The 26128-nt window shown below is 64.8% G+C and carries 23 protein-coding genes; 14 read left to right on the top strand and 9 right to left on the bottom strand.

Going from position 1 to position 26128, the window contains the following annotated elements; all coding sequences use genetic code 11:
- Positions 1-141 precede the first annotated feature (141 nt).
- The gene (locus JQ591_RS27675) at positions 142-1407 is read right to left on the bottom strand and encodes a D-amino acid dehydrogenase (RefSeq protein ID WP_211399172.1); all 1266 of its coding nucleotides are present in this window, start codon (positions 1405-1407) and stop codon (positions 142-144) included.
- Between the two features lie 70 nt (positions 1408-1477).
- On the bottom strand, positions 1478-2812 hold the full coding sequence (locus tag JQ591_RS27670; protein ID WP_211399171.1) for an aspartate aminotransferase family protein: 1335 nt from the start codon (positions 2810-2812) through the stop codon (positions 1478-1480).
- A gap of 142 nt (positions 2813-2954) precedes the next feature.
- Between JQ591_RS27670 and JQ591_RS27665 the strand changes: the two genes are divergently transcribed.
- Complete coding sequence (locus JQ591_RS27665) at positions 2955-3503, top strand: cupin domain-containing protein (protein ID WP_211399170.1); 549 nt, start codon at positions 2955-2957, stop codon at positions 3501-3503.
- A gap of 186 nt (positions 3504-3689) precedes the next feature.
- Entirely contained in the window at positions 3690-3842 is a 153-nt protein-coding gene (locus tag JQ591_RS27660; protein WP_167552259.1) for a hypothetical protein, read from the top strand.
- Positions 3843-3879: 37 nt separating this feature from the next.
- Here JQ591_RS27660 and JQ591_RS27655 read toward each other — a convergent pair whose 3' ends face one another.
- From JQ591_RS27655 to JQ591_RS27645, 3 genes are read right to left on the bottom strand one after another with little or no spacing between them, the layout of a single operon-like run.
- Complete coding sequence (locus JQ591_RS27655; protein WP_211399169.1) at positions 3880-6141, bottom strand: xanthine dehydrogenase family protein molybdopterin-binding subunit; 2262 nt, start codon at positions 6139-6141, stop codon at positions 3880-3882.
- Positions 6134-7189 carry an FAD binding domain-containing protein gene (locus JQ591_RS27650; RefSeq protein WP_211399168.1) on the bottom strand — a complete coding sequence of 352 codons (1056 nt, stop codon included), beginning with the start codon at positions 7187-7189 and terminating at the stop codon, positions 6134-6136. Before JQ591_RS27650 ends, JQ591_RS27655 begins: the two co-directional genes overlap by 8 nt.
- The gene (locus tag JQ591_RS27645) at positions 7186-7683 is read right to left on the bottom strand and encodes a (2Fe-2S)-binding protein (protein WP_211399167.1); all 498 of its coding nucleotides are present in this window, start codon (positions 7681-7683) and stop codon (positions 7186-7188) included. The genes JQ591_RS27650 and JQ591_RS27645 overlap by 4 nt, the downstream gene beginning before the upstream one ends.
- Before the next feature lie 239 nt (positions 7684-7922).
- On the opposite strand from JQ591_RS27645, the gene JQ591_RS27640 reads away from it, so the two are divergent.
- Positions 7923-8564: a TetR/AcrR family transcriptional regulator gene (locus tag JQ591_RS27640; RefSeq protein ID WP_211399301.1), complete on the top strand. Its 642-nt coding sequence runs from the start codon at positions 7923-7925 to the stop codon at positions 8562-8564.
- 2 nt (positions 8565-8566) lie between these two features.
- On the opposite strand, the gene JQ591_RS27635 is transcribed toward JQ591_RS27640, so the two are convergent.
- Positions 8567-9457 (bottom strand): LysR family transcriptional regulator, encoded by an 891-nt coding sequence (locus JQ591_RS27635; protein ID WP_211399166.1) that lies wholly within the window; start codon positions 9455-9457, stop codon positions 8567-8569.
- A gap of 108 nt (positions 9458-9565) precedes the next feature.
- On the opposite strand from JQ591_RS27635, the gene JQ591_RS27630 reads away from it, so the two are divergent.
- Entirely contained in the window at positions 9566-9982 is a 417-nt protein-coding gene (locus tag JQ591_RS27630) for a cupin domain-containing protein (RefSeq protein ID WP_211399165.1), read from the top strand.
- 67 nt (positions 9983-10049) lie between these two features.
- Positions 10050-10451 carry a DUF4864 domain-containing protein gene (locus JQ591_RS27625; protein WP_211399164.1) on the top strand — a complete coding sequence of 134 codons (402 nt, stop codon included), beginning with the start codon at positions 10050-10052 and terminating at the stop codon, positions 10449-10451.
- On the opposite strand, the gene JQ591_RS27620 is transcribed toward JQ591_RS27625, so the two are convergent.
- A complete protein-coding gene (locus JQ591_RS27620; RefSeq protein ID WP_211399163.1) occupies positions 10448-11713 on the bottom strand; it encodes an MFS transporter in 1266 nt (421 codons plus the stop codon). The genes JQ591_RS27625 and JQ591_RS27620 overlap by 4 nt on opposite strands.
- Positions 11714-11865: 152 nt before the next feature.
- Between JQ591_RS27620 and JQ591_RS27615 the strand changes: the two genes are divergently transcribed.
- The 9 genes from JQ591_RS27615 to JQ591_RS27575 all read left to right on the top strand — a co-directional run bounded on the left by JQ591_RS27615 (position 11866) and on the right by JQ591_RS27575 (position 23786).
- Entirely contained in the window at positions 11866-12312 is a 447-nt protein-coding gene (locus JQ591_RS27615; protein ID WP_211399162.1) for a hypothetical protein, read from the top strand.
- Positions 12313-12391: 79 nt separating this feature from the next.
- Complete coding sequence (locus JQ591_RS27610) at positions 12392-12676, top strand: hypothetical protein (RefSeq protein ID WP_211399161.1); 285 nt, start codon at positions 12392-12394, stop codon at positions 12674-12676.
- A 9-nt stretch (positions 12677-12685) separates the two neighbouring features.
- Positions 12686-14125: a TolC family protein gene (locus tag JQ591_RS27605; RefSeq protein WP_211399160.1), complete on the top strand. Its 1440-nt coding sequence runs from the start codon at positions 12686-12688 to the stop codon at positions 14123-14125.
- Between the two features lie 13 nt (positions 14126-14138).
- The gene (locus tag JQ591_RS27600; RefSeq protein WP_211399159.1) at positions 14139-15470 is read left to right on the top strand and encodes a copper oxidase; all 1332 of its coding nucleotides are present in this window, start codon (positions 14139-14141) and stop codon (positions 15468-15470) included.
- 35 nt (positions 15471-15505) lie between these two features.
- A complete protein-coding gene (locus tag JQ591_RS27595) occupies positions 15506-15961 on the top strand; it encodes a cupredoxin domain-containing protein (protein WP_211399158.1) in 456 nt (151 codons plus the stop codon).
- 23 nt (positions 15962-15984) lie between these two features.
- Positions 15985-16287, top strand: coding sequence for a copper-binding protein (locus tag JQ591_RS27590; RefSeq protein WP_211399300.1), 303 nt, complete (start codon positions 15985-15987; stop codon positions 16285-16287).
- Between the two features lie 338 nt (positions 16288-16625).
- The gene (gene flhA, locus JQ591_RS27585) at positions 16626-18767 is read left to right on the top strand and encodes a flagellar biosynthesis protein FlhA (RefSeq protein ID WP_211399157.1); all 2142 of its coding nucleotides are present in this window, start codon (positions 16626-16628) and stop codon (positions 18765-18767) included.
- A 294-nt stretch (positions 18768-19061) separates the two neighbouring features.
- Complete coding sequence (locus JQ591_RS27580) at positions 19062-19262, top strand: hypothetical protein (RefSeq protein ID WP_211399156.1); 201 nt, start codon at positions 19062-19064, stop codon at positions 19260-19262.
- 1056 nt (positions 19263-20318) lie between these two features.
- Positions 20319-23786 carry a caspase family protein gene (locus tag JQ591_RS27575; protein ID WP_211399155.1) on the top strand — a complete coding sequence of 1156 codons (3468 nt, stop codon included), beginning with the start codon at positions 20319-20321 and terminating at the stop codon, positions 23784-23786.
- Positions 23787-23834: 48 nt separating this feature from the next.
- On the opposite strand, the gene JQ591_RS27570 is transcribed toward JQ591_RS27575, so the two are convergent.
- Positions 23835-25061 carry an NAD(P)/FAD-dependent oxidoreductase gene (locus JQ591_RS27570; protein WP_211399154.1) on the bottom strand — a complete coding sequence of 409 codons (1227 nt, stop codon included), beginning with the start codon at positions 25059-25061 and terminating at the stop codon, positions 23835-23837.
- 98 nt (positions 25062-25159) lie between these two features.
- Positions 25160-26128, bottom strand: a complete 969-nt coding sequence (locus JQ591_RS27565; RefSeq protein ID WP_211399153.1) for a hypothetical protein — start codon at positions 26126-26128, stop codon at positions 25160-25162.

The following is a 26128-nucleotide window of genomic DNA, read 5'->3' as shown; positions in this document are numbered from 1 at the left end:
CATCGCAAGGGAAGCCTCGAAGGATGCACGGCCCCGATGCAGCCGCGCCGTCGCCCTTCGAGGCTCGCCGCACGGCGCGTTGCGCCGCGCGGCTCACGCCTCAGGGTGACGGTGATGGAGTTGGACGCGCGGAGAGACCGCTTAGCCAAACCGGTGATTGTACCGGTCCACCGTCAACGCGCTCACATCAATGTCCGGCTTCTTGCCTGACAGCATGTCGGCGAGCACGCGGCCGGAGCCGCACGACATGGTCCAGCCCAGCGTGCCGTGGCCCGTATTGAGATGCAGGTTGGCATATTGCGTCGGGCCGATCACGGGCGGGCCGTCCGGTGTCATCGGGCGCAGGCCGCTCCAGAACGTCGCCTTGGAGAGATCGCCGCCGCGCGGGAACAGATCGGTCAGCGAGTGATCGAGCGTGGCGCGGCGCGCATCATAGAGCTGGCTCGAGAAGCCGGAGATTTCGGCGGTGCCACCGACGCGAATGCGATTGCCGAGGCGCGTAATGGCGACTTTATAGCTCTCGTCCATCACGGTCGATTCCGGCGCGCCGGAAGCGTCCTTGATCGGCACCGTGATCGAATAACCCTTCACGGGATAGACCGGCAGCGAGATGCCGAGCGGCGCGACCAGACGCGACGACCAGCTTCCGAGCGCGAGGACGTAAGCGTCTGCCTGCAACATTCCGGCGCTGGTCGCCACGCCGCTGACGCGCGCGCCGTCGGTGACGATACGGTCGATGCCGGTGTTGAACATGAAGCGCACGCCGAGCGCTTCGGCGTGCTTGGCCAGCGCCTGCGTGAACATGTGGCAGTCGCCGGTCTCGTCCTGCGGCAAGCGAAGTCCACCGGCGAACTTCTCCTTCACGCTCGCCAGCGCCGGCTCGGCCGCGATGCAGCCCTCGCGGCTCAGCACCTCAAAGGGCACGCCGTATTGCTTGAGCACGGCGATGTCCTCACCGGTGCCGTCGAGCTGGGCCTGGTAGCGGAACAGCTGCAGCGTGCCCTGCGAGCGCTCGTCATACTGGATGCCGATGTCGCGGCGCAGGTCGCGCAGGCAATCGCGGCTATATTCCGCGATCGGGATCATCCGGCTCTTGTTGACCGCGTAGCGCGCGCTGGTGCAATTGCGCAGCAACTTGAGCAGCCAGACCCACATCACGGGATCGAGCTTCGGCCGGATCACCAGCGGCCCGTGCTTCATCAGCAGCCATTTGACCGCCTTCACCGGTACGCCGGGACCGGCCCAGGGCGAGGAATAGCCGGGCGACACTTCGCCGGCATTGGCAAAGGAGGTCTCGAGCGCCGGTTCGGGCTGACGGTCGACAACCGTCACCTCATGGCCGGCACGCGCGAGGTAGTAGGCAGAGGTGACACCGATGACACCGCTGCCGAGGATCAGAACTTTCACGCTTCGTCAAACTCCCGCGGCATCACGCTCGCCGCTGCAAGAGGGAACTCCGCAACGGCGAGAGCAATTATCAGGCCACCCGCTTGATGGCGTCGCCGAGGATCGACACGATATCGTCGATGTGGCTCTTCTCGACGATGAGCGGAGGCGACAGCGCAAAGGAGTCGCCGCTCATGCGGAAGTACAGCCCGCGATTGAAGCAGTCGACCATGACGTCGTAGCCACGCGCACCGACCGTACCGTCACGCGGCGACAGCTCGACCGCGCCCATCAGGCCGCAATTGCGGATGTCGACGACATTGGGCAGGCCCTTCAGCGAATGCAGCGCATCGCGCCAATATTCGGAGATCGACGCACCGCGCGTCAGCAGGCCTTCGTCCTTGTAGATGTCGAGCGTGGCGATGCCCGCGGCGCAGGCGACCGGATGGGCCGAATAGGTATAGCCGTGGAACAGCTCCATCGCGTTCTCCGGGCCGACCATCAGGCCATCGTGAACCTTGCGGCTCGCAAACACGGCGCCGCAGGGAATGGTGCCGTTGGTGATACCCTTGGCCGTCGTCATCAGGTCCGGCGTGACGCCGAAGAAGTTGGCGGCGAAGGGCGTGCCGAGGCGGCCGAACCCGGTGATGACCTCGTCGAAGATCAGGAGGATGCCGTGCTTGTCGCAGATCTCGCGCAGGCGCTGGAGATAGCCCTTCGGCGGCGGCAACACCGCGGTCGAGCCCGGCACCGGCTCGACGATGACGGCAGCGATGGTCTCGGCGCCGTGCAGAGCGACGAGGCGCTCGAGATCGTCGGCAAGCTCGGCGCCATGCTCGGGCTGATCCTTGGCGAAGGCGTTGCGGGTGAGATCATGGGTGTGGCGGATGTGGTCGACGCCCGGCAGCAGGGTCGCGAAGGCGCGGCGGTTGGCGACCATGCCGCCGACCGAGGTGCCGCCGAAGCCGACGCCGTGATAGCCGCGCTCGCGGCCGATCAGGCGGGTGCGGCTGGCCTGGCCGTTGGCGCGGTGGTAGGCGAGCGCAATCTTCAGCGCGGTGTCGACCGACTCTGAGCCGGAATTGGTGAAGAAGATGCGATCGAGGCCCTTCGGCGCGATCTCGGCCAGACGCTCGGCGAAGTCGAAGGCCAGCGGATGGCCCATCTGGAACGACGGTGCGAAGTCCAGCGTCATCAGCTGGCGCTCGACGGCGGCGGCGATCTGCTTGCGGCCGTGGCCGGCATTGACGCACCAGAGGCCGGCGGAGGCGTCGATCACCTTGCGGCCGTCGACGGTGGTGTAGTGCATGCCCTCGGCCGAGGAGAACAGGCGCGGCGCCTTCTTGAACTGCCGGTTGGCCGTGAACGGCATCCAGAACGAGTCGGTCTTGATGGTGTTCGGAATCTGATGAAGGGTCACGGCCATGCTCCTTTGCTGACACGCTACCAGAGCCACGTCTTCAAAAGCGCAACAAGTCCTTTTCTGATGACCTGCAAGCCGTTGATTTTACTAGGGCTGTCGGTCCATATTTGCGCGATCCGCAACACCTGCAACACGGGACAGGGACATGAGCGTCGATATCGGTGGACGGCTGCGATTCATCCGGGCGCGCCAGAAGCTGTCGCAGCGCGAACTCGCCAAACGCGCCGGCGTCACCAATTCGACGATCTCGCTGATCGAATCCAACCAGATGAACCCGTCCGTGGGGGCGCTCAAGCGCATCCTCGACGGCATTCCGATGGGGCTCGCCGAATTCTTCGCGCTGGAGCCGGAGAGCCGGCGCAAGATCTTCTACCGCGCCGAAGAGCTGACCGAGGTCGGCAAGAAGCCGATCTCCTATCGGCAAATAGGCGACAATCTGTTCGGTCGCAGTCTCCAGATGCTGAAGGAGCGCTACGAGCCCGGCAGCGACACCGGGCGCGTTCACCTGGTCCATGACGGCGAGGAGGGCGGCATCGTGATCTCAGGAAAGCTCGAGGTCACCGTCGAGGACGAGCGCCGTATCCTCAATCCCGGCGATGCCTATTATTTCGAGAGCCGCCGCCCGCATCGCTTTCGTTGCGTCGGCGGCAAGCCGTGCGAGGTGATCTCGGCCTGCACGCCGCCGACGTTTTGACGCACATCAAAATCCCCCGGAACCTTACGGCCTGCCCGGTATCTTACGGAGCTTGAGCCATCTCAATTTCAGCGAGCCGAACCGCTATATATTACGAACCGTAGCCGAGCAGCCTCGCGCAAGGTGTTGAGGTTACGGCCCCGGACTCCTAGGCACTCCGGGGCCGCTTCGTAACAGGGCTCGCAGATGAAGATCACGCTCGCCAATGCAGAAGCCGCACTCGATGAAGTGCAGCGCGATAGCGACAAGCTCCATTCGGAGGAGCTGCGCAAGGCCATCGCGAACTACATCGAGTCGCAGCGAGAAGCGCTCAAGGCTCTTCGCAAGAAGCTGCATTAGCACGCGGCGGAGCGAGAAGGCCTCGCCCGCGGCTGCATCAAGGCTGCGTCAGCAATTCCTCGATCCGGATCGGGAACCGACGCACACGCACGCCGGTCGCATGCCAGACCGCGTTGGCGACCGCGCCTGCGCTGCCGGTGACGCCGATCTCGCCGACACCCTTGATGCCGAGCGCGTTGACGTGCGGATCGTGCTCCTCGACCGTGATCACGTCGAGCGGCGGGACGTCGGCATTCACGGGGATATGGTACTCGCCGAGATTGGCGTTCATGATCCTTCCGGTGCGGCGGTCGGTGATGGCTTCCTCGTGCAACGCGAAGGATAGGCCCCAGATCATGCCACCGAACAGCTGGCTCTGCACCATGCGCGGATTGACGATGCGTCCCGCCGCGAAGGCGCCGACCATGCGGGTGACGCGGACCTGGCCGAGCTCGGGATCGACCTTCACCTCCGCGAACACCGCGCCATGGGCGTGCATCGCATACTCCTCCATCGCCGCCGGATTGGGCGCGCCGGTGCCGCGCGCTTCGACCTCGGCAACGCCGGCGCGCGCGAGAATCTCGGCGTAGCTTTCGCCGCGGCTTTCATCGTCACGCCGGATCAACCTGCCATCGCGCGCGATCACGCCGGCATTGCCGGCACCGAACAGCGGCGACCGCTCATCGCTGGTGGCGAGATCGGCGAGTTTTGCAATCACGGCCGCACCTGCGCTGTGGATCGCAGCACCCGCGGTTGCCGTGTGGGCCGAGCCGCCGGCAATGCCGGCATCGGGCAGGTCGGATGAACCCGCCTTGAACTCGACGCGGTCGATATCAAGCCCGAGTTCGTCGGCCGCAATCTGCGCAAGCGCCGTCCAGGCACCCTGCCCCATATCATGCGCGCCGATTTCCATGGCACCGGAACCGTCGCGCCGAAGCACGGCACGCGCTTCGGCCTGGAACATCAGCGCGGGGAACGTCGCGGTGCCCATGCCCCAGCCGACAAGCAGGCCGGCATCGTCGCGCATCTGCCGCGGCTGGAGCGGTCGCTTCGCCCAGCCGAAACGCGCCGCGCCTTGCTCGTAACAGGCACGCAACGCCTTGGAGGAGAACGGCTTTCCTGTGATCGGCTCGACCTCGGCATAGTTCTTCAGGCGGAACGCAAGCGGATCGATGCCGCAGGCCCAGGCCATCTCGTCGATCGCGCTCTCCAGAGCGATCGATCCGGTCGCCTCGCCGGGCGCGCGCATGAACAGCGGCGTGCCGGTGCTGACGCGCACGGCATCATGCGAGGTGCGGATCGCAGGCGCCGCATAGAGCGTGTGCGAGGCATCGGCGGCGGGCTCGTAGAAATCGTCGAACGTGCTCGACACGGTCCTCGCATGGTGATCGAGCGCGGTCAGGCGCCCGTCGCCGTCGGTGCCGATACGCAGCCGCTGCCGCGTCGGCGCGCGGTGACCGACCGGGCCGTACATCTGCTCGCGGCGCAGCACCAGCTTGACCGGTCTGCCGACGAGCTTTGCCGCCATGATGCCGAGGACCGGAGGGCCGGCCATCAGCCCCTTCGAGCCGAACCCGCCGCCGAGGAAGGGGCTGCGGATGTGGATCTTGTCGTGCGCGATGCCGAACAATTCGGCGATGCGCGCCAGCGACAGCATCAGCCCCTGGGTCGGCATGTCGACCGACAGATTGTCGCCGTCCCAGGCAGCGACGATCGCATGCGGCTCCATCGCGTTGTGATATTGCGGCGGCGTCTCGTAAACCGCATCGATCCGCTTCTCGGCCGAGGCAAGGCCCGCCTCGACATCGCCGCGGTGATTTTCCGTCGGGTTGCCGACGCCGACGACCGGCGGCACGAAGCTGTCACCGGCGTCGAGGCCGACAAGCGCGGGCAGCGTCTCGTAGCGCGGCGCCAGCAGCGCCGCGCCTTCCGTCGCCGCCTCCAGCGTCTCGGCGATCACGACGGCAATGGGCTGGTTGGCGTAGCGAACCTCATTGCTCTGCAACACCTCCATCCGGAACACGAACGGATTGGTCTTGATCTCGGGGTCGATGGCGAGCCGTGGCTTGTGGTCTGATGTCATGACGTCGACCACGCCGGGATGGCGCCTGGCGGCAGCGACATCGAGCGAGGTCACATGGCCGCGCGAAATGCTGGCGACGGCCATCACCGCAAACAGCATGCCGGGCGGATGATTGTCGGCGGCGTAGGTCGCCTGCCCTTTGACCTTGAGGACCCCGTCGCGGCGGGTCAGCGGCTGGCCGATGTTCGAGCCGTGGCGCAGATGAGCGGGCGCGCTGGTAAGATTGAGCTCAGGCATGAATGGCTCCGGACGTCGAGGCAAAGGGAGAGGCCGGCAGCGCGGGGATGCGCGCGGGCGTACCGGCGACGGCGAGGCTCAGCGCGCGCACGACGATGCGGCGCGCGAGCTCGATCTTGAAGGCGTTGTCGCCGGACGGTTTTGCGTCGGCGAGCGCGCGCCGGGCGGCTTCCTGGAAAGCGTCCACCGTGGGCGCGACGTTCCTGAGCACGTCCTCCGCGGCGCGGGCGCGCCATGGCTTTGCGGCGACACCGCCGAGCGCAAGCCGCGCCTCCGCGATCTTGCCGTTCTCGATCCGCAGCGCAGCGGCAGCCGAGACGACCGCAAACGCGTAGGACGTTCTATCGCGGACCTTGAGATAGCGCGCACGCGCGGCAAAGCCGCGCGCAGCGGCCGGCAGACGCACCGCGACGACGAGGTCGCCGGGCTCGAATGCGGTTTCACGCTCCGGCGTATCGCCGGGCAGGCGATGCAGTTCGTCGAGCGCGATCTCGCGCCGCCCGTTCCTGCCCTCGATCTCGACGATTGCGTCAAGCGCGACCAGCGGTACGCAGAAGTCGGACGGATGCGTGGCGATGCAGTTTTCGCTCCAGCCGAGCACGGCGTGGGTGCGGTTCTCGCCATCGCGCGCGTCGCAGCCGCTGCCGGCCTCGCGCTTGTTGCAGCGACTGGCCGTGTCGTAGAAATACGCACAGCGCGTCCGTTGCAGCAGATTGCCGCCGACGGTCGCGGCATTGCGCAGTTGCGCTGATGCGCCGGAGAGCAGCGCTTCGGCGACGGCCGGGTAGGACTTTGCAAAGTCGGCGTCATGCGCAAGATCGGCGTTGCTCACCAGTACGCCGATACGCACACCACCGTCGGCGAGGCGCTCGATCCGATCGAGCCCGTCGAGATGCGTGACGTCGACCAGACGATCCGGACGGCTGACGCCGCCCTTCATCAGATCGAGCAGATTGGTGCCGGCGGCGAGATAGACGGCGCCCGGCTGGGCCGCGGCCGCGACGGCCTCGGCGACCGTAGCCGGCCTGACATAATCAAATTGCTTCATGCGGAGCGCCTCTGATTGGATTCGTCCATGCCGGCCTGCGCGTCGAGCACGGCATCGACGATGCCGGCATAGGCGCCGCAACGGCAGAGATTGCCGCTCATGCATTCACGGACGCGCTCGGGATCGTTGCCGGCCTGCGCCTCGCTCATCATGCCGATGGCGCTCATGATCTGACCGGGCGTGCAGAAGCCGCACTGAAATCCGTCGTGGGCGATGAAGGCGGCCTGCACGGGGTGAAGCTGGTCGCCGCGCGCCACACCCTCGATGGTGAGAATGTCGGCGCCGTCATGACTGATGGCCAGCGCGAGGCAGGAGTTGATGCGCTTGCCGTCGACGAGAATGGTGCAGGCGCCGCATTGGCCGCGGTCGCATCCTTTCTTGGTTCCGGTCAGATGAAGGCGCTCACGCAGGAGATCGAGCAGCGTGACGCGCGGATCTTCGAGGACGAATTCGCGCCGCGCACCGTTCACGGTGAGGCTGATGGAGTGGTTCATACAAGGCTCCGATCAGATATGGACATGAGTGATCGCGCAGCGCGCCACCGCCGTGGCCGCCGTCGATATCGCGCCGTCCGGACGTGGGTCCGAGCCGGCACCAGCGAAGATACGGAGGGAGCCTCCGCTTAACAAGAGCCGCCGAAAAATATTTGGAATTCGTCAAAAGCCCGTGCGCATCAACGCGGTGCAGCCCCGCAAGGGTTCAATCTAACCAATTCGTGATCTACATTGCCGGCATGGACGAGCACACCGACCAGACCCGGAAGCCCCGCGCCGATGCCGTGCGCAATCGCGAGCGCGTGCTCGAGGCGGCCAAGGCCGTATTCAACGCGGGTGGACCGGAGGCGAGCCTGGAAGCCGTCGCGAAACGCGCCGGCGTCGGCATCGGCACGCTCTATCGGCATTTCCCGACGCGCGAGGATTTGTTCGAGGCGGTGTACCGGCGCGAGGTCGAGCAGCTCAGCGAGTTCGCCGAGCAGTTGAAGAATGCGAAGGATCCGGTCGACGCGCTCAGGCGCTGGCTGTGCTCGGGGGTCGAATTCGTTGCCACCAAGAAGGGCATGGTGGCAGCCTTGGCACTCGCGGTGCAGAGCGGGTCGGAGCTGCATGCCTTTTCCTTTGAGCGCCTGACCAAGGCGATCGGCTCGCTGCTCGATCGCGCAGCCGCGGCCGGCGCGATGCGCGCGGACGTCAGTCCCGAGGACTTGCTGCGGGCGTTCTTCGGCATGTGCTACATGCACGACCAACCCGGCTGGCAATCCTCGGTGCTGCGGATGCTCGACGTGTTCGTCGACGGTTTGCGGGTGCAGCCTGTCGTGAAAGCCAAGGTCCGTGCGGCCGCCAAGCCCGCGAAGCCGGCTGCAAAGCGGAAGCGCTAGCGTCACCCTGTCAGGATCGGCCTCAGTGCCTCGCGATGATGCACGATGAAGTCGAAGAAGGCGGCGATCCGCGGCACGCGTCGGAGATCGGGATGCGTCAGGATGCGCCAGCTTCGCGTCAATTCCGGAATCGGGCCAAGGACGCGCACGAGATCGGCTTCGGCATCGCCGAGCGCGACGGGAAGCGGACCGATGCCGACGCCGGACTTGATCGCGGAAACGAGGCCGAGCACGCTGTTGACGCGCGCAGCCATCTGGGCATTGGGCGCGACCTCCTTCAGCCATTTGACAGCGCGATGCTTGGCAAGGGATTCGTCCAGCCCGACCAGCAAATGAGGCGCGAGGTCCTCGACACGATCCGGGCTGCCGTGCCGGTGAAGATAGTCGCGGCTGGCGTAGACCGCCCAGATCGACTCGGCGATCTTGCGCCCGACCAGCTCGTCGTCGGTATCGCCCGAGCGAAAAGCGATATCGACCTCGCCCTTCGACAGGTCGAGATAGCCGTCGCTCATCACGAATTCGACCCGCAGCGAAGGATGCAGCGCGTGAAAGTCGCCGATGAGGCCGGATTGGATGAGCCGGGCGACAATCGGCTCGGGACAGGTGACGCGGATCACGCCCTTCATGTCTTGCTCGGCGTCAGCCGTCCGACGCTGGAAGTCGTCGATGGTGGCTTCGACCCGTTCGGCATAAGGCAGCATGATGTGACCGAACTCGGTGAGGCGGTAGCCGCTCGGCTGACGCGTCACCAGCGCGCGGCCGAGCCGCCGCTCCAGCTCCTCGAGCCGACGGTGCACGGTCGACTGGCTGAGGCCGAGCGCCTTGCCGGCGGCAATGGTGCTGCCATGCCGCGCGACCGCCAGGAAGTATTTGAGGTCGTTCCAGTCGAACATCGAGCGATTATGCACTTCTGCGGCCGCCGGCCGCAATGTTGCGGCTGCCGGGCCTGAACGACGGCACCTAGGCTGACGTCTTCAGCGACTTTTCAATGGAGACTTTGGATGCGCCCCCATTTCACTCTCGCCGCCGCAATCGTTCTGGGATGGTCGGCCGCAGCCACCGCGCAGGACCATGGGACACAGGGTATCGCCAAACCGAATCTGGTGCTTCAACAACTGGTTGAAGGCTCGCCGAAGGACGAGAAGCAGTCCGTGCGGGTGATGACCGCGTCGTTCAAGCCGGGCGACAAGACGGTCCATCATACCCACCGCTTCCCGGTGACCGTCTACGTGCTGGAAGGCGCCTTCACACTCGAACTCGAGGGCAAGCCGCCGCTGACGATTAAGGCCGGCGAGGCAATGGTGGAACCGCCGAACGTGGCGATGACCGGCTACAATCGGACAACCGGCGAGACCAGGGTCGTGATCTTCTATGTCAGCGCGGTCGACACGCCTTTCCTCGATCCACTGTCACATTAGGCTGTTTGCCCGAACATCTGCGTGGCGATATCCTTGCTGGACCGGGATGACCAAGCGAGGTTTTGCCATGCGTGTGCTCCTTGTCCTGATATTCGCGCTGCTGGGTGGCGTCTCCGCACGCGCCGACGATGTCGCGACGGCACAGGGCGTCATCCGCGCCCAGGAACAGGCCTTCGTCCGCGACGATGCGGCGACGGCCTATTCCTACGCCGCGCCGGCGATCAGGGAGATATTCCCCGCGCCCGACATCTTCATGTCCATGGTGCAAAACGGCTACGCGCCAGTCTACCGGCACAAGAGCTTTGAGTTCGGCGACAGTAAGAGCGAAGGCAGCTGGATTTCCCAGCGCGTTCACATCGTCGATGCCAATGGCGAGGCCTGGGAAGCGCTCTACACGCTCGAACAGCAGCCGGACGGCAGTTTCAAGATCACGGGCTGCTCGCTATTGAAGGTCGGACGAGAGGCCTAGGTTGCGAAACTCGGTCCCGCCTTCGTCGCGTTCATCCGCGACCGAATCAGCAACGTCAGCACGATGCCGATATTGAGCGCGTTCCACGCCACGCCGTTGGCGAACGCAGCCGCGTAGGAGCCGGTGGCGTCGAAGATGACGCCCGAGACCCAGCCGCCGAAGGACATGCCGAACACGGACGCGAAGATCACGATGCCGACGCGGGTTGCGGCTTCGCTCGCCGGCATCGCCTCGCGCACGATGATGGCATAGCTCGGCACGATGCCGCCCTGGAACAGGCCGAACATCGCGGAAATCAGATAGAGCGAGGTAAGGCTGTCGAAGAACAGGTAGAATACGAGCGCAAATCCTTGGGCGACCGCTCCGATCAGCAGTGTGGGGATGCCCCCGATCTTGTCGGCGAGATAGCCCGAGCCGATACGGCTGACGATGCCGCAGGCCATCATCAGCGACAACATCTCGGCGCCGCGCGCGACACCGAAACCGAGATCGCCGCAATAGGCGACGATGTGCACCTGCGGCATTGCCATCGCCACGCAGCAGGAGATGCTCGCGATCGAGAGCAGCACCGTCAGCGTGTTGGTGGACAGCTTGAGATCGACCCGCGGCGGCGGCGCATTGGCATGATTGCGGACCTTGTCGTTGCCCATCTGCCCGCGCAGGACCAGCACCAGGATCGTCATCAGGCTCACGCAGACAAGGCCGATGCCGATATGAGTGAAGCGCCAGCCGCTCGTCTGCATGCCCCAATTCACAATCGGCGGCCACATCGTGCCGGCGACGTAATTGCCGCTGGCGACGATGGTCACGGCTAGGCCGCGATAACGCTCGAACCAGTGCGAGGCCTCCGCCATCAGCGGCGCGAAGGTCGCTGAGGTGCCGAGCCCGATCAGGAAATACGCCGCCACGAACTGCCAGAGCTGGGTCGACAGACCCGCCAGCACATTGGCGACGCCGAGGAAGGCGATGCTGATCGCCATCGCCGCCACGATGCCGAACCGGTCGGTGATCCTGCCGGCGATGACGCCGCCAAGCCCGAAGCCGAACATCATCAGGGTGAAAGCCAGCGACACCGCGCCGCGCGTGGCGGAGAATTCGGCCTGCACCGCGGGAATCATGACGACGATCGCCCACATGCCGACGCCGCCGATCGAGCCGATCAGAAGCGCAATGGCGAGGCGCATCCAGGCCTGACGAGAATCAGGGCTGAATGTCTCAGGTGTTTGTCCTGATTGATTTGGCGCGTGCACGGGCGGGACCATGGCCCGCGGATCGCCACAGGGTCAACCATTGTGGCGCGATATTGGGCATGCACGGTGCACTGCGGTAAGAAGGAGCTTGGCGAACGCGCGTTTTGCCATTATTTTGCAAATCAGCGTGTGCAACATTGCCGCGCGGAGAGCATGTCGGCGGAATGTTGCTGCGATTGACACGATCGATGCGGATCAGGGTGGGGCGCTTCATTGCCCTTGCCTATCTGTTCTGCGTGCTCGCGCCGGCAGCAAGCCTCGCCTGGGGTCAAAATCCGGCGCCATGCCTTGGCGACGACGTCGTGCTCGCCAACATCGTGCCGGCGCATCATCAGATGCAGACGAACCATACGCATGGTGACTCCGCGCATCACCACGCGGGGACGCATACGCATCACCAGACCGCCGCGCAGGACGCGCCCGCCCCACATCATCACGACGGCAAGGGGACGCCAGGACCGTGCTGCGCGATGATGTGTGTGAGCGCACTGCCGGCCGACCTGCCCAGCGTCGCAAAGCCGCTTCAGCCGGTTTCCGCCTGCTCGCCCGAGATCGTGGCCAGCCTGCACAGCGCGGCGCCGCCCCTGCTCTACCGCCCTCCCATCGTCTGATCTGACGCGCGACGACGTCAGGCCGAGCGCGCATCTGCGCGCGCGAGCCTGTGGTCTCCAGACAGATCAGGGATGACTCATGCTTACGCTTTCCGGGGCGAAGTCCGCCGCTGCATCCGCGGCGCGGGGACGACACTTTCGATTCAATTGGCCGCTGCTGGCCGCGACGGCACTCGCGTTGTCCGGCTGCTCGCCGGCAACGACACAAGTCGCCGGCGCTGATCCTGCCGATCCCGCGGCCAAGGTCGCGCGCGCCGGCTATCGTTCGACGATTGCGCCGTACACCAGCCTGCGGCCTGCGACGCCGGCACCATGGCGCGAGCGCAACGAGAACGTCGCGCCGCAGCCCAAGCAAGACCGGTAGGAGCGCGCCATGACACACCGTCTCGCGCGACGCCTTTACGCTCTTGCTGCGCTCGGCCTTGGCGCGCCCGGACTTGGCGGCTGTGCCGCATTCTCGCCCGACAGCGGCATGAATGCCGTCTCGGAGCTGACGAGCCAGACCATCAACAAGGATGTCGCCTTCGTGCGAACGGCCGAGGGAGCCGGTGCGGTCGATGCGCGCGTTCGCCAACTGCTCTCGCGAACACTCAACCCCGAGACCGCCGTGCAGATCGCACTGCTCAACAACAAGGGGCTTCAAGCCGTCTATAACGAGCTGGCGCTGGCCGAGACCGATCTCGTCGAGCAGAGCCTGCCGCCCAATCCCGTGTTCTCGGTCTCGCGGATCTCGGGCAACGGCGCCAGCGAAATCGAGCGTCAGGTTGTCGGCGACATCCTCGCGCTCGCCACACTGCCGTTCCGCTCGGAGATCGCCCGCGACCGTTTTCGCCAGGCGCAATTGCGCGCGGCCCTGGCGACGTTGCGGCTTGCCGCCGATGTCCGCCGCGTTTATTGGCGCGCCGTTGCCGGCAACGAGATGGTGGCGTTGCTGACGGACGCGAAGGCGACGGCGGAATCGACCGCACAGCTCGCAGTCAAGCTCGGCGAAACCGGCTCGATCAACAAACTCGACCAGGCCCGTGAACAGGTGTTTTACGCCGAAACCACCGCCGACCTCGCAGCCGCGCGGCAGACGGCAACGAGCGCGCGCGAAAAGCTAGCGCGCCTGATGGGACTGTGGGACGGCGGCCTCGACTTCCGCCTGCCCGGTCAACTGCCGCCGCTGCCGCGCCGGCCGCAGGCTTTGCCGTCAATTGAAGCCGACGCAGTCGCCCATCGCATCGACCTTCAGATCGCGCGGCTCGAGCTGACGGCGCTCGCGAAGTCGCTGAACCTCACCGAGGCGACGCGCTTCGTGACGCTGCTCGATCTCGCCGGCATCTCCCGCCGCACCCGGGATCCGGAAGGCGCGCCGTTCCGCGAGCGCGGCTTCGACGTGCAGTTCCAGATCCCGATCTTCGACGGCGGCGAGGTGCGGGTGCGGCAGGCGGCGGAGACCTACAACCTTGCCTTCAATCGGCTGACCGAGCGCGCCGTGAATGTACGCTCCGAGGCGCGCGATGCTTATCGGGTCTATCGCTCCAGCTACGACATCGCCAGCCACTATCAGCGCGAGATCGTCCCCTTGCGAAAAATCATCACCGAGGAGATGCAGCTCCGCTTCTCCAGCATGCAGGTCGATATCTTCGCGCTGCTCACCGAGGCGCGGCAGCGTCTGGCTTCGCTGCGCGGCGCGATCGATGCCAGGCAAAGATTCTTCCTCGCCCAGTCCGACTTGCAGACCACCGTCAACGGCGGCGGCGCGCCTGCTCCCGACGGCGACAGTTCAACCACCATCGCCGCGGCAGCGCCTGCCGATGGCGGTCACTGACATGGAGGCCAACATGTTTTCCCGCCGAGGATTCTTGGGCACTGCCGCGCTAGCCAGCGCATCCGTCGTCAGCGGCCGGGCGCAGGCCGCCTCGATTCCGGAAGCCCCGCACATGGACAAGGTGGTGATGCAGCCGCCACTGCACCCCATCAGTGGTCCGGACTATCGACCCGTGGTCACGCTGAACGGTTGGTCGCTGCCGTTCCGGATGAACGGCGACTGGAAGGAATTCCATCTCGTCGCCGAGCCCGTGGTGCGCGAATTCGCCGAGGGCATGCAGGTGAATTTGTGGGGCTATAACGGCCAGTCGCCGGGCCCGACGATCGAGGCCGTCGAGGGCGACAAGGTCCGTATCTTCGTGACCAACAGACTGCCCGAATACACCACCGTGCACTGGCACGGCATGATCATTCCCAGCGGCATGGACGGCGTCGGCGGACTGACCCAGCCGCACATCCAGCCGGGAAAAACCTTCGTCTACGAGTTCGAGATGAGGAAGAGCGGGACCTTCATGTACCACCCGCATTCCGACGAGATGGTGCAGATGGCGATGGGCATGATGGGCATGGTCGTCGTGCATCCGCGCGACCCGAACTTTCGCCCGGTCGACCGCGACTTTGTCTTCGTCATGAGCACCTATCGCGTCGATCCCGGCACTTATTTGCCGAAGGTCAACGAGATGACCGACTTCAACATGTGGACGTGGAATGCGCGCGTGTTTCCCGGCATCGATCCGCTGCCGGTCAGGCTCGGCGACAAGGTGCGCGTGCGCATCGGCAATCTCAGCATGACCAACCATCCGATCCATTTGCACGGCCACAGCTTTGCGGTGACCTGCACCGACGGCGGCTGGATTCCGGAGAGTGCGCAATATCCGGAAACGACGACGGACGTCCCGGTCGGCGCGGTGCGGGTGTTCGACGTGCTCGCCGACAATCCCGGCGACTGGGCGTTCCACTGCCACAAGTCGCATCACACCATGAATGCGATGGGACACGACATGCGCAACCTGATCGGCGTGTCGCGCAAGGATCTCGCCAAGGCGGTCGGCAAGCTCGCGCCTGACAGCATGGCCATGGGATCGACCGGCATGGCGATGGGCAACATGGAGATGCCGGCGCCCGACAACACGCTGCCGATGATGACCGGCACCGGTCAGTTCGGTCCGATCGAGATGGGCGGCATGTTCACGGTGATGAAGATCCGCGACGGCCTCGCGCGCGACGATTATCGCGATCCCGGCCCCTACCAATTCCCGAAAGGCACCGTCGCCTACGAGGTCACGCCGCCGACCCCGGAGCCGGCGCGGCAACAAGGGACGCCGATGCACAAGATGAAGATGTGAGCGTTTCGATGAACCACCACCAACTGGAGATACCAATGAAGAAGACGATCAAGCTCGGTCTCGCGCTGGCCGCGCTTTTGACCGCGCCGGCCTTTGCCCACGACCAGCACGGGCACGGCACCTTTTCGGCCGGCGAGCCCGGCGACCCCAAAAAGCCCGCGCGCACGATCGAGGTCCTGCTGAACGAGATGGACTACGCGCCCGCCAGGATCGAGGTCAAACGCGGCGAGCAGATCCGCTTCGTGCTGCGCAACGTCGGCAAGGAGGACCATGAATTCCTGCTCGCCACCACCAAGGAGAATCTCGCACATGCGGTGGAGATGAAGAAGCATCCGCACATGGAGCACGACGATCCCAACGGGGTGCGGCTCGCGCCGAGCAAGACGGCCGAGATCCTCTGGAAGTTCAGCAAGGCCGGCACGTTCGAATTTTCCTGCCTGATTCCCGACCACCGCGACTACGGCATGGTCGGCCACGTCACCGTGAAGTAACAAGGGAGGCTCCCATGAACCGCATCAACCGCATCATCCGCATCGCCGCAGCGCTGGCGTTGACCGCAGGCCTTGCCACAGGTGCCCTGGCGGCCCAGGGCGCCGCGATCAGCGGCGAGGTCAAGAAGATCGACGAGGGCGCCGGCAAGATCACGCTCAAGCACGGGCCCGCGAAGAACCTCGGCATGGATGGACCCATGACCATGGTCTACCGCGTCAAGGACCCGGCCGTGCTCAGGCAGGTGAAGGTCGGCGACAAGGTGACTTTCGAAGCCGAGGAGGCGGCTTCGGGCTATACGGTGACCCGGATGGAGAAGGCGAAGTAGGGTCATCCTGGTCATTCCGGGGCGCGCGCAGCGCGAGCCCGGAATCCATTCATCCGCCAACTCCGCCGCACTATGGATTCCGGGCTCGCCCTTCGGGCGCCCCGGAATGTCCGGGCCCCGAAATACCCCGGTCCGCCCCCATGCCGCACCCTCCGTTAACCCTTTGCTAACCATACACCCGGCAAGAATTGCCGGGTGAAGTCGAGTGTCGTCAGCCGCGTAGAACGGGAGCTCCCGTGGACGCAAGTGCCGTGCCTCACTTTCGGAACGGCGGCCCTTCGGCCGCAGCGCAGACGTTTGGGGCGCGCGGACGGCAGTCCCGCGGAGAGGCAGCTACCATGGTCGACGTCACCGCGGGACAGGGCGTAGGCGGCACGAACGCCGGCTTCCCCACCCTTGCCGAGGTCGGCAACATCCTCAAGCGCGGCGATATCGCGCTGGCTCTCGGCGTCCTCACCATCCTGGTGGTGCTGATCCTTCCCCTGCCCGCGATCGTGCTGGACCTGTTCCTGGCGATTTCGATCACGCTCTCGATCCTGATCCTGATGACGTCGCTGTTCATTCAGGCGCCGCTGGAATTCTCCGCTTTCCCGACCGTCCTGCTGATCTCGACCATGCTGCGGCTGTCGCTCAACATGGCCTCGACCCGCCTGATCCTGTCGCACGGGCACGAGGGCACGGATGCCGCCGGTCACGTCATCGAAGCCTTCGGCAGCTTCGTGATGGGCGGCAATTTCGTCATCGGTATTATCGTCTTTGCCATCCTGATCATCGTCAACTTCGTCGTCATCACCAAGGGTTCGGGCCGTATCGCCGAAGTCGCGGCGCGCTTCCACCTCGACGCCATGCCCGGAAAACAGATGGCGATCGACGCCGACCTCTCCGCCGGACTGATCGACGAGAAGGTCGCCAAGCAGCGGCGCAAGGATTTGGAGGACGAGAGCGGCTTCTTTGGCGCCATGGACGGTGCCTCCAAATTCGTCCGCGGCGACGCCATTGCCGGCCTTCTGATCGTCTTCATCAACGTCGTCGGCGGCATGATCATCGGCGTGGCGCAGCAGGGCCTGTCCTTTGCCGACGCCGGTCGCAGCTACACGCTGCTGACGGTCGGTGACGGTCTCGTCACCCAGGTGCCGGCGCTGATCGTCTCGACCGCGGCCGGCCTGCTCGTCTCCAAGGCCGGCGTCTCAGGCGCCGCCGACAAGGCGCTGATGAAGCAGTTCTCCGGATATCCGCAGGCGCTCGCGATGTCCGCGGCGGTCATGCTGGTGCTGGCGGCCCTGCCGGGCATCCCGACCCTTCCCTTCCTGGCGCTCGGCTCCGGCGCCGGCGCCCTCGCCTGGCACGCCCGCAACCGCAACCGGGCGACCGCCAGAGCCGACGAAGTTGCAAAGACCGCACCTGCGCCGGGAACGCCGGGCGCACCGGGCTCCGCTGCGGCCGAGGAGCCAATCTCCTCGGCGTTGAAGATCGACGACCTCAAGATCGAGCTCGGCTATGCCTTGCTGCCGCTGGTCAACGGCCCCGACGGCACCGATCGTCTCACCGAGCAGATCAAGGCGCTGCGCCGCTCGCTCGCGATCGAGATGGGCTTTGTGATGCCCGCGGTGCGAATCCTCGACAACGTCCAGCTCGAAGCCAACACCTACATCATCAAGATCAAGGAGGTCGACGCCGGCACCGGCAAGATCTGGCCGAACCAGTTCATGGTCATGGATCCCGGCGGCAGCCAGGTGCAGGTGCCCGGCATCCACACCACCGAGCCGACCTTCGGCCTGCCCGCGACCTGGGTCGATGCCAGCCTCAAGGAGGAGGCTTCGCTCAAGGGCTACACCGTCGTCGACGCCGCGACCGTGCTCTCGACCCACCTCACCGAGCTGCTCAAGGCCAACATGTCGGACCTGCTCTCCTATGGCGAGGTGCAGAAGCTGCTCAAGGAGCTGCCGAAGGAGCAGGGCGAGCTGGTCAAGGACATCGTGCCGGGACAGGTCACGGTCTCCGGCATCCAGCGCGTGCTGCAGCTGCTGCTCGCCGAGCGCATCTCGATCCGCGACCTCTCGACCATCCTCGAAGGCATCGCCGACTCGCTCGCCTTCTCGCGCAACCCCGCCACCATGGTCGAGCACGTCCGCGCCCGCCTGGCGCGGCAGATCTGTGCGCAAAACACCTCCTACAACGGCTATCTGCCGCTGATCGCGCTGTCGGCCCGTTGGGAACAAGCCTTCGCCGAATCCATTATCGGCCAGGGCGAGGAGCGCAGCCTCGCGATGCAACCCTCGAAGCTGTCGGAGTTCATGACCGGCGTGCGCGAGGCCTTCGAGCGCGCCGCGCGCGAAGGCGAGGCCCCGGTGTTGGTCACCTCTGCGGCAATTCGTCCCTTCGTGCGTTCCCTGGTCGAGCGGTTCCGGGCCCAGACGACCGTGCTGTCGCAGGCTGAAATCCACCCCAGGGCGCGATTGAAAACGGTCGGAAGCATCTGATTTGCCTTAAGAAGCCGTGTGTTTTTTGGCCACAGGCAAATGGTTTTTCAGTTTTTGGCGTCTTGTCGACCAACGGCCGGGAAGGCGCCTGACAACTACATTACCGCTTTGAAATAATTGCAAAATTGCACGATCAAGGGCCGTTTTTGATCGCGGCTTTTCACGACCCGTCACGCTCTTGTGATCGCCTCTTGGGAACGAATCCCCCCAATACTAGGTTGTTGGGCACCGGAAGCATGAACCTGCCCGAACAAGCAGGCGACTACTTCGGGTAGATGGCGGCAGGAGCCTTCCATGAACCACTCGATTTACAGCGCAGATCGCTCGACCCACCTCAAGATCGTGGTTGTCGCGCTCGTTGCCGGCATCATGGTGGCGGGTCTCGGCATCACGGCGCGCACGAGTTCAGACGAAGGCATGACCCAGACCGCTCGCGTCATGAAGGCCGGCAAGCCGGTCGCTATCACCAGCTCGAACGTTTCGCTCGTTCGCTAAGGAGATTTGAGTTTCAGGAATTCACGCGGCTCTTTACCAGCCCCCCAAAGTCGCCACGTGGATATGTAGACGACCCCAACCCCAAGTCGACTACAGAAAGCGCCCGCCCCCCACGGGCGCTTTCTCATGTCTGGAGTGTGTTGCGGCAGTCTCTCCCCTCGTTTTCCCGGACGCGCTGTGAGCGCGCAACTGTATCATCCTCGTCATTGCGAGCGGGTGGGGCAGCAGCGTCGCTCCTTTAATTCGTAGGATGGGTAGAGCGAAGCGAAACCCATCAACCCTTCCTCCGCGCTGAAACGTGATGGGTTTCGCAAGTGCTCTACCCATCCGACGGCCGCGTAGACACGCCTTCGCCTTCTCGCGGCTCACCTCGCCCGAGCTTTGCCCATCAAGTCACCCTCGATTGAAAGAGGGCGCAGGGAAGACCGGGTGCCGGCCGGGCACCCACGGTCCACTGTGCGAAAGGTGGCAACAAGAATTTGCACAGCGGCATACAGGTGTAGCCAGACATCCGGCCTTCCCTGCGCAGTGGCTTTACGGCTTATGTCGTGATCTCCCCGGGGAGCGATGCACTATTGCCCCCGTCGCCTTGCGGATGACCGATGCGAGGGCCCGGTTGGGCCGCACGCATCACCGCAACACTTGACGCACAGACCCCGGGCGTCAGGACCACACGATTTTGCCGTACGCAGATCGCACCGGTCGTGTGCGCGACGTCTCCGCTCACGGTTGCCCGCCCTGCAAAAACCCTCCGCGCCGATGTGACCCACGTCCACCGCCGCCCGGCCCGCGTTCGTGACGATCGCGATACGCCCCTCTTCCCAGGGCCGGGTTGCGCGACACATACGCCGTTTCCGAATTTCGGTAAAGTGGAATATTCTTAGCCAAGCGGATTGACCGACGGCTGGGTGTTTTGCTCGGCCGGCACCGCAAGGGCTTGTCGACGAAGAAGCGTCAGGCCATTGCGGAAGCCGGTTCCATTGGGGCACACTCCAGGCATTGGGTCTTTGCAGACATTGCCGGCCAATTGATGATCATTCTCGTCGGAGAATCGGAATGCGATTGCCGATCATGCGTTCGTTGCTTGCTGCCGCTGCGGCGCTCATTTTCACGTTTGGTCCAGGGACTTTGCCGAAGGCCGTTGCCGAGCAGCCGGGACCTGCCGCGGCGGTCGAGACCGTACCGAACGTTCGGAATGACCCAAGGTCGCTTGCTTTCTCCAATGACGGGTTTTTGGCGCTGTCCGGCGGCGGGAGCGGTCCGGTCGACATCTGGGACGTGCGCTCCGGTCGACTGATCCGAACCCTGTCCGGACATCGGGACGAGGTCCTGGCAGTCGCCTTCGTGTCGGACGGGCGACAAGTCCTGTCGGCGAGCCGCGACAACACCGTCAAGCTCTGGGACACCGCGACCGGTCGCTTGCTGCGCAGCGTTCAACTCGCAGGCCAGACCGAGTGGCTGAGTGCCATGGCGATTTCACCGGACGGATCCCGGGTCTTGTCGGGCAACAATATCAGCGACGTCAGACTCTGGGACGCTGCGACCGGCCGTCTCCTCAAGACCTTCAAATCGGAAAGCATATTCGCCGTCGTCTTCTCTGCCGATGGCACCCGGGCCGCGAGCAGCGGCAGTCATGTCAGCGTCTGGGATCTGGCGGGCGGACGGCTGCTCCACACGTTCAACCACGCGAGCGGAGGCAGCGTCATAAAAGGCCTGGCCTTTTCGCACGACGGCGCGCGGCTCGTCTCCGGTGCCTACGACAAGACCGCAAAATTGTGGGATGTCGCGAGTGGCCGACTGCTGCGCACGTTCGTGCATTCCGGCTCAGTCTCATCCGTTTCGATTTCACCTGATGGCACGCGCATCGCCGCAGGGGGCAGTCACAATGTCGACCTCAATATGCAGGTCTGGGATGCGATTGACGGCAGACTGCTATACACGCGGCAACATTCCTATGGGCCGAACGTGCTATTCGCTCCGGACGGAAGGCACATTCTTGCCGGAACGGAAGGAGCCCCCCTCCAGATCAAATTCTGGGAGGTGGAGACCGGAAGTCTCGTGCGGGATTTCGGCGGAGATACGGAAACTCTGGGCGCCCCTCAATTCTCACGGGATGGCTCCCGAATAGTTTCGGGGGGCGTATCCCTGCAACAATGGGATGCCGGCACTGCGCAACTGCTCAGCACGACGCTCGCGCCGGAGCAAGGAACATTTTCCCTGGCATTTTCCAACGATGGCTCCCGGGTCGTTTGGAAAATGCCGGACGGAAAAGCTCTCAAATTCGCAGACGCGCAAACAGGCAGGGTGATATCCACATTTCTCGGTCATACCGAGACGGTCTCGGTGGCTGCGATCTCGCCGGATGGCTCAAGGATCGCCTCCGGTGGAGGCTTCAACGAAAAGTCCGTCAAGCTATGGGAAGCATCGACTGGCCGTCTGCTTCGAACCATCCCCATAGCCAGCGTCAATGCCATCGCCTTGTCGCCTGATGGCACCAGATTGCTGGCGGGAAGCTTCAACAAAACGGCCGAGCTTTGGGACCTCGCGACCGGCCAACGAATCCGTACTTTCGCTCATACCGCCGCCGTCTGGGCGCTCGCGTTTTCGTCCGACGGCACTCGTATCCTGACGGGCGACGCGGCCGAGCGCACCAGCAAGGTCTTTCTTTGGGACGTCGGGAGCGGAAAGTTGCTGCGAACGCTCAGCGGACATACCGCCTCGATATTTGGCGGCGTCGCTTTCTCGCCTGACGGAAAGTTCGCGCTTTCCGGATCCTATGACAAGACCCTCAAATATTGGGATCTCGATACCGGTCAATTGGTTCGCTCAATCGAGAGCGACGGTGACTCGCCAGCATTCTCTCCAGATGGTCGCCGTGCCCTGAACGGCGATGCGATATGGGACCTGGCGACCGGCAACAGGCTGGTTTCGATCATCAAGTCCGCCAACGATCAGTGGCTGGCCATGACCCCAGAGGGCTTTTTTGCTGCCTCGGAGCATGGCGCCGAGATGCTCAGCGTCGCGCGCGGCATCGACGTTTGGTCGATCGACCAGTTCTACCAGTCGCTCTATCGCCCCGATCTCGTGCGCGAGAAGCTCGCAGGCGATCCGCGCGGGCTGGTCCGTCAGGCTGCGGCGCAGCTCGATCTCACCAAGGTCATCGCGAGCGGCAATGCGCCCGATGTGCGCCTGATCGTGCCCGGGCGGGCGGTCGGCTCAGCCACTGTCGACGGGACGAGCGCCGCGGCAGAAGCGGAGATCACGGATCGTGGTGGAGGCATCGGCCGCGTCGAGTGGCGGATCAATGGCGTGACGGTCGGCATCGACGCTCCTGCAGCGGGGACGCCGTCGCCGCTGAGACTGGCGCGAAGCCTGGCGCTCGAGCCCGGCGATAACGCCGTTGAAGTCACAGCCTACAATGGCGCCAATCTGGTTGCGTCCGTCGCGGCGCGGCTCAACGTCCTCGCGCAAACGCCCGCGCCTTCCGCCGCACCGCAAGCGGCCCCCTCGTCACCGCCTGTTGTGGCAGCTAAGCCGCGCCTGTTCGTGCTGGCGGCCGGCATCAATGACTACGCAGACCAGCGCTTCAAGCTGGAGAAGGCCGTGTGGGATGCGCAGGAGGTCGCGCGGGGCTTCAAGGAAGCATCCGGGAGCCTCTATCAATCAGTCGAGGTGAAGCTGCTGACCGACGCCGGGGTGACCCAAGGCAAGCTCGATGCTGCCTTTGGCGAGCTTTCCGCAAAGGCCGCTGCCACCGACGTGTTCGTGCTCTATCTGGCCGGTCACGGCAAAACGGTCGATGGCCGCTACTATTTCGCCCCTCAGGATTTCGCCGTCGAGGGTGAGCTCACCGAGCAGTCGATCAACGCGGCCGTGAAGGCCAAGGCGATCTCGCAAGAGCAATGGCAGCGCTGGTTTGCCGGAATTCCGGCGCGCAGGAGCGTGATGCTGTTCGACACCTGCGAGTCCGGGACACTTGCCGACGATGAAACCCAGCAACTCCAGAAGGGAGCCGCCAACGACCGCCTGGTCCAGGCAACGGGCCGTTCAATCCTGGCAGCCTCGGGCGGAAGCCAGGAGGCGCTGGAGGGCTATCACGGACATGGCCTGTTTACCTACGAAGTGCTCGATGCGATCAACGACGCGGACGGCGATCACAACGGCACGATCGAACTGAACGAGCTCGCGGCCTACGTCTATGCGGAGGTCTCGGAGGTCAGCGAGCGAGTCTTCAGGCAACGCCAGGTGCCGCAAATGAAGTTGACGGCAAACTATGCGCTGGCGAAGCGGATGCGGATCCTCCAGGACGAAGCGACACCGGTAGCTGCGGCAAAGCCCACTTATAAAGTGGCACAAGCCGCACAGTTGCAGGTTCGGCCTGGCCCTGGCGCAACCGTGGTTCGCAGCTTGTCCGCCAGGAGCGACGTGACCGTGCTTGAAAGCAAGAACGGCTGGTCGCTGATCGCGAGCGACGGCAAGCCGCTGGGCTACGTCGCCACGCGGGACCTGGCGCCCATGCAGTGAGGTTCGCTTTCCGGCGTTTCATCAGGGTTGATGGATGCACGGGCCGGCTCAGCGACGCGGCGCCCCATAGGTCGGCGGCGGCGCCTGCACGGTTGGTGCTGCGGCGGCGAACAACTCCTCCTTGCTCCCGGTGAGCGGCGGATAAATCCGCTTGCGGTTGATGGTCTGCTTGGTTGCCTTCGCGGCCGCGCCGGTGGCGCGGACTTCGCGGTCCCACCCTTCCGTATAGAGCGCGCCCCAGCCGCCGAGATCGAGCACGGTCACGTACCAGTCGATCCGTAGCGGCAGCATCGGCAGGCCTGCGAGATCGGCGACCACATTATGGCCGGCGAAGCGGCCCATGGGACGCGCGAACTGGCAGGACATCACGGTCGGATGCAAGCCGTCGACCACGCTCGAGGCGACGTCGCCGGCCGCGAACACACCGCCGACATCCGCAACCCGCATCAAGGGATCGACAAGAAGGCGCCCGAGGCGATCGCGTGCGTCCGGAAAGCTCGCGGCCAAGGGGCTCGCGCGCATCCCGGCACACCAGATCACCGTCTGGGTCGGAATGAACTCGCCCGAGCTCAGGCGCAGGCCGGCGGCCTCGACGGAGACGACGCGCACGCCAAGCCGTGTCTCGACGTCGAGCGAGGCCAACGCCGCCTCGATGACGGGACGCGCGTGCGTGCCGATAGTGGCGCCGACGGCCGGATTGGGATCGACCAGGATGATGCGGCGGCTGCCGGTGATGCCGGCGCGCGCCAGCCGGTCGGGCATCTCGGCCGCGACCTCGATGCCGGTGAAGCCGGCGCCGACCACGACGATCGTCGAGCGCCCCGGCGCGGGCACGCTGCGTCCGAGCGAGGTGAGATGATCCTCGAGGCGGAGCGCCGCTGTATAAGTGTCGACATCGAAGGCATGCTCGGCAAGGCCGGGAATGTCGGGGCGCATCACTTCGCTGCCGAGCGCCAGCACCAGCCGGTCATAAGCCAGCGTCTCGTCGCCGCCACTCGTGACCAGCGAAATCTCGCGCCGTGCCGGATCAATGGCTTCGACCTCGCCGATCCCGTGACTGACGCCGATCGGATCGAGCAGTTGCGGCAGCGGAAGCGCGACCTCGCTGAGGTCGGCCTCGTAATTGCGGACGCGGATGTTGTGATAGGGATTGCGATCGATGACACGAATCTCGATGTCACGGCCGGCCGCGCCGATCTCGTCGCGCTTGCGCGCGGCACCGATGGCCGCCCACAGACCAGCAAATCCGGCGCCGAGCACGACGATACGCGCCATCCGGTCCCACCGCGCAATTCCGCTGACGCGACCTTAGCGCCGCGCGTGCAGACACATCTATAGCGCAGGCGGCCAATCCAGCCAACCAGGCGCAAGCGCTAAATGCTTACCCTGTGGTACAATGCGCTCACTTGCGGACGCAGCTTTCGCGCGAACGCAAAGCCAAGCAGCACTGCGAACAGAACAGGTGGAAATTCAATGGAATACTGCGCGATCGGGCCCGGCGGATTTGCGTGCGCCGCCGAGAGTTGAATGCCGATCGGCAGGCTGATGGCCATGCACCAGGCCCATTGCCGGGTGAGCAGACCGATCACGGCGCCGGCAGCAAGACACGGTAGCGCCACCTTGAAGAAGTTAATGCCCCAGAAGCTGAAAATCCAGAAGCCACCGTATAGCAGACCAGAGACGATGATCGCTGCCGCAATGCCAAGTGCCATAAGTCTGAAGACGAGCGAAACAATCGAGATCGCATTCCATTCCATCCTGGCGCGATGTTCGCCCGCGACCGCTGGCTCGTTCCTCGCGGAGACGCGATTGCAGGCCATGCGGACGCAAAGCGCCAGCGGAGCTCCGATCAGCATGCCGCTCACCAGGATTGGCACCGCGTAGAACATGCAGAAGAATGCGGCCGGCCCCAGGACAGTCAGCATCGACTTGAGGATCATCCCTGGAATCTCGCCGGGAAAAAGCGTCGGCAGGAGCAGATAGAGCCCGCCCATGGCGGGGCAGAGAAACGAGATGAATATGCTGACGAGCTGGATACGGAATGCCGCAAACCCTCCGCTTAGTGCAGTGCGAATCGGACCCCGGTCGTAACGCTTCGGCCAAGCCCAATAGGCGAAGAGGCCCGCGAGCAGCATCGGAACCCACAGAGGCGACCAGAGCGTCGTCTCCGGGATCGGCTTGTCCAGGTCGATGCCGCCGCTGACCTTCGGCTCGGTTGCGAAGCTCAGCACCTCCGAGATCGCACGGACGAACGCGATCGCCAGCAGAGCGGCAGCGAGCTTTGCGATCCTGACGATCGTCGTCTCCGTGGGCAACAGGGATGCGATCGATACCTTGGTCAT

The organism is Bradyrhizobium canariense (assembly GCF_018130465.1).
In the GTDB taxonomy this organism is placed as follows: Bacteria; Pseudomonadota; Alphaproteobacteria; order Rhizobiales; family Xanthobacteraceae; genus Bradyrhizobium; species Bradyrhizobium canariense_C.
This window is presented reverse-complemented; position numbering and strand designations above follow the sequence as displayed.

What these genes read in the sequence shown, in the direction of transcription:
- JQ591_RS27650 (WP_211399168.1), bottom strand. Translation starts at nt 7,189, where the DNA reads ATGAAGCAATTTGATTATGTCAGGCCGGCTACGGTCGCCGAGGCCGTC.
- JQ591_RS27625 (WP_211399164.1), top strand. Translation starts at nt 10,050, where the DNA reads ATGCGTGTGCTCCTTGTCCTGATATTCGCGCTGCTGGGTGGCGTCTCC.
- JQ591_RS27655 (WP_211399169.1), bottom strand. Translation starts at nt 6,141, where the DNA reads ATGCCTGAGCTCAATCTTACCAGCGCGCCCGCTCATCTGCGCCACGGC.
- JQ591_RS27620 (WP_211399163.1), bottom strand. Translation starts at nt 11,713, where the DNA reads ATGGTCCCGCCCGTGCACGCGCCAAATCAATCAGGACAAACACCTGAG.
- JQ591_RS27580 (WP_211399156.1), top strand. Translation starts at nt 19,062, where the DNA reads ATGAACCACTCGATTTACAGCGCAGATCGCTCGACCCACCTCAAGATC.
- JQ591_RS27605 (WP_211399160.1), top strand. Translation starts at nt 12,686, where the DNA reads ATGACACACCGTCTCGCGCGACGCCTTTACGCTCTTGCTGCGCTCGGC.
- JQ591_RS27570 (WP_211399154.1), bottom strand. Translation starts at nt 25,061, where the DNA reads ATGGCGCGTATCGTCGTGCTCGGCGCCGGATTTGCTGGTCTGTGGGCG.
- JQ591_RS27665 (WP_211399170.1), top strand. Translation starts at nt 2,955, where the DNA reads ATGAGCGTCGATATCGGTGGACGGCTGCGATTCATCCGGGCGCGCCAG.
- JQ591_RS27640 (WP_211399301.1), top strand. Translation starts at nt 7,923, where the DNA reads ATGGACGAGCACACCGACCAGACCCGGAAGCCCCGCGCCGATGCCGTG.
- JQ591_RS27645 (WP_211399167.1), bottom strand. Translation starts at nt 7,683, where the DNA reads ATGAACCACTCCATCAGCCTCACCGTGAACGGTGCGCGGCGCGAATTC.
- JQ591_RS27600 (WP_211399159.1), top strand. Translation starts at nt 14,139, where the DNA reads ATGTTTTCCCGCCGAGGATTCTTGGGCACTGCCGCGCTAGCCAGCGCA.
- JQ591_RS27635 (WP_211399166.1), bottom strand. Translation starts at nt 9,457, where the DNA reads ATGTTCGACTGGAACGACCTCAAATACTTCCTGGCGGTCGCGCGGCAT.
- JQ591_RS27630 (WP_211399165.1), top strand. Translation starts at nt 9,566, where the DNA reads ATGCGCCCCCATTTCACTCTCGCCGCCGCAATCGTTCTGGGATGGTCG.
- JQ591_RS27615 (WP_211399162.1), top strand. Translation starts at nt 11,866, where the DNA reads ATGTTGCTGCGATTGACACGATCGATGCGGATCAGGGTGGGGCGCTTC.
- JQ591_RS27575 (WP_211399155.1), top strand. Translation starts at nt 20,319, where the DNA reads ATGCGATTGCCGATCATGCGTTCGTTGCTTGCTGCCGCTGCGGCGCTC.
- JQ591_RS27565 (WP_211399153.1), bottom strand. Translation starts at nt 26,128, where the DNA reads ATGACCAAGGTATCGATCGCATCCCTGTTGCCCACGGAGACGACGATC.
- JQ591_RS27670 (WP_211399171.1), bottom strand. Translation starts at nt 2,812, where the DNA reads ATGGCCGTGACCCTTCATCAGATTCCGAACACCATCAAGACCGACTCG.
- JQ591_RS27595 (WP_211399158.1), top strand. Translation starts at nt 15,506, where the DNA reads ATGAAGAAGACGATCAAGCTCGGTCTCGCGCTGGCCGCGCTTTTGACC.
- JQ591_RS27610 (WP_211399161.1), top strand. Translation starts at nt 12,392, where the DNA reads ATGCTTACGCTTTCCGGGGCGAAGTCCGCCGCTGCATCCGCGGCGCGG.
- flhA (WP_211399157.1), top strand. Translation starts at nt 16,626, where the DNA reads ATGGTCGACGTCACCGCGGGACAGGGCGTAGGCGGCACGAACGCCGGC.
- JQ591_RS27660 (WP_167552259.1), top strand. Translation starts at nt 3,690, where the DNA reads ATGAAGATCACGCTCGCCAATGCAGAAGCCGCACTCGATGAAGTGCAG.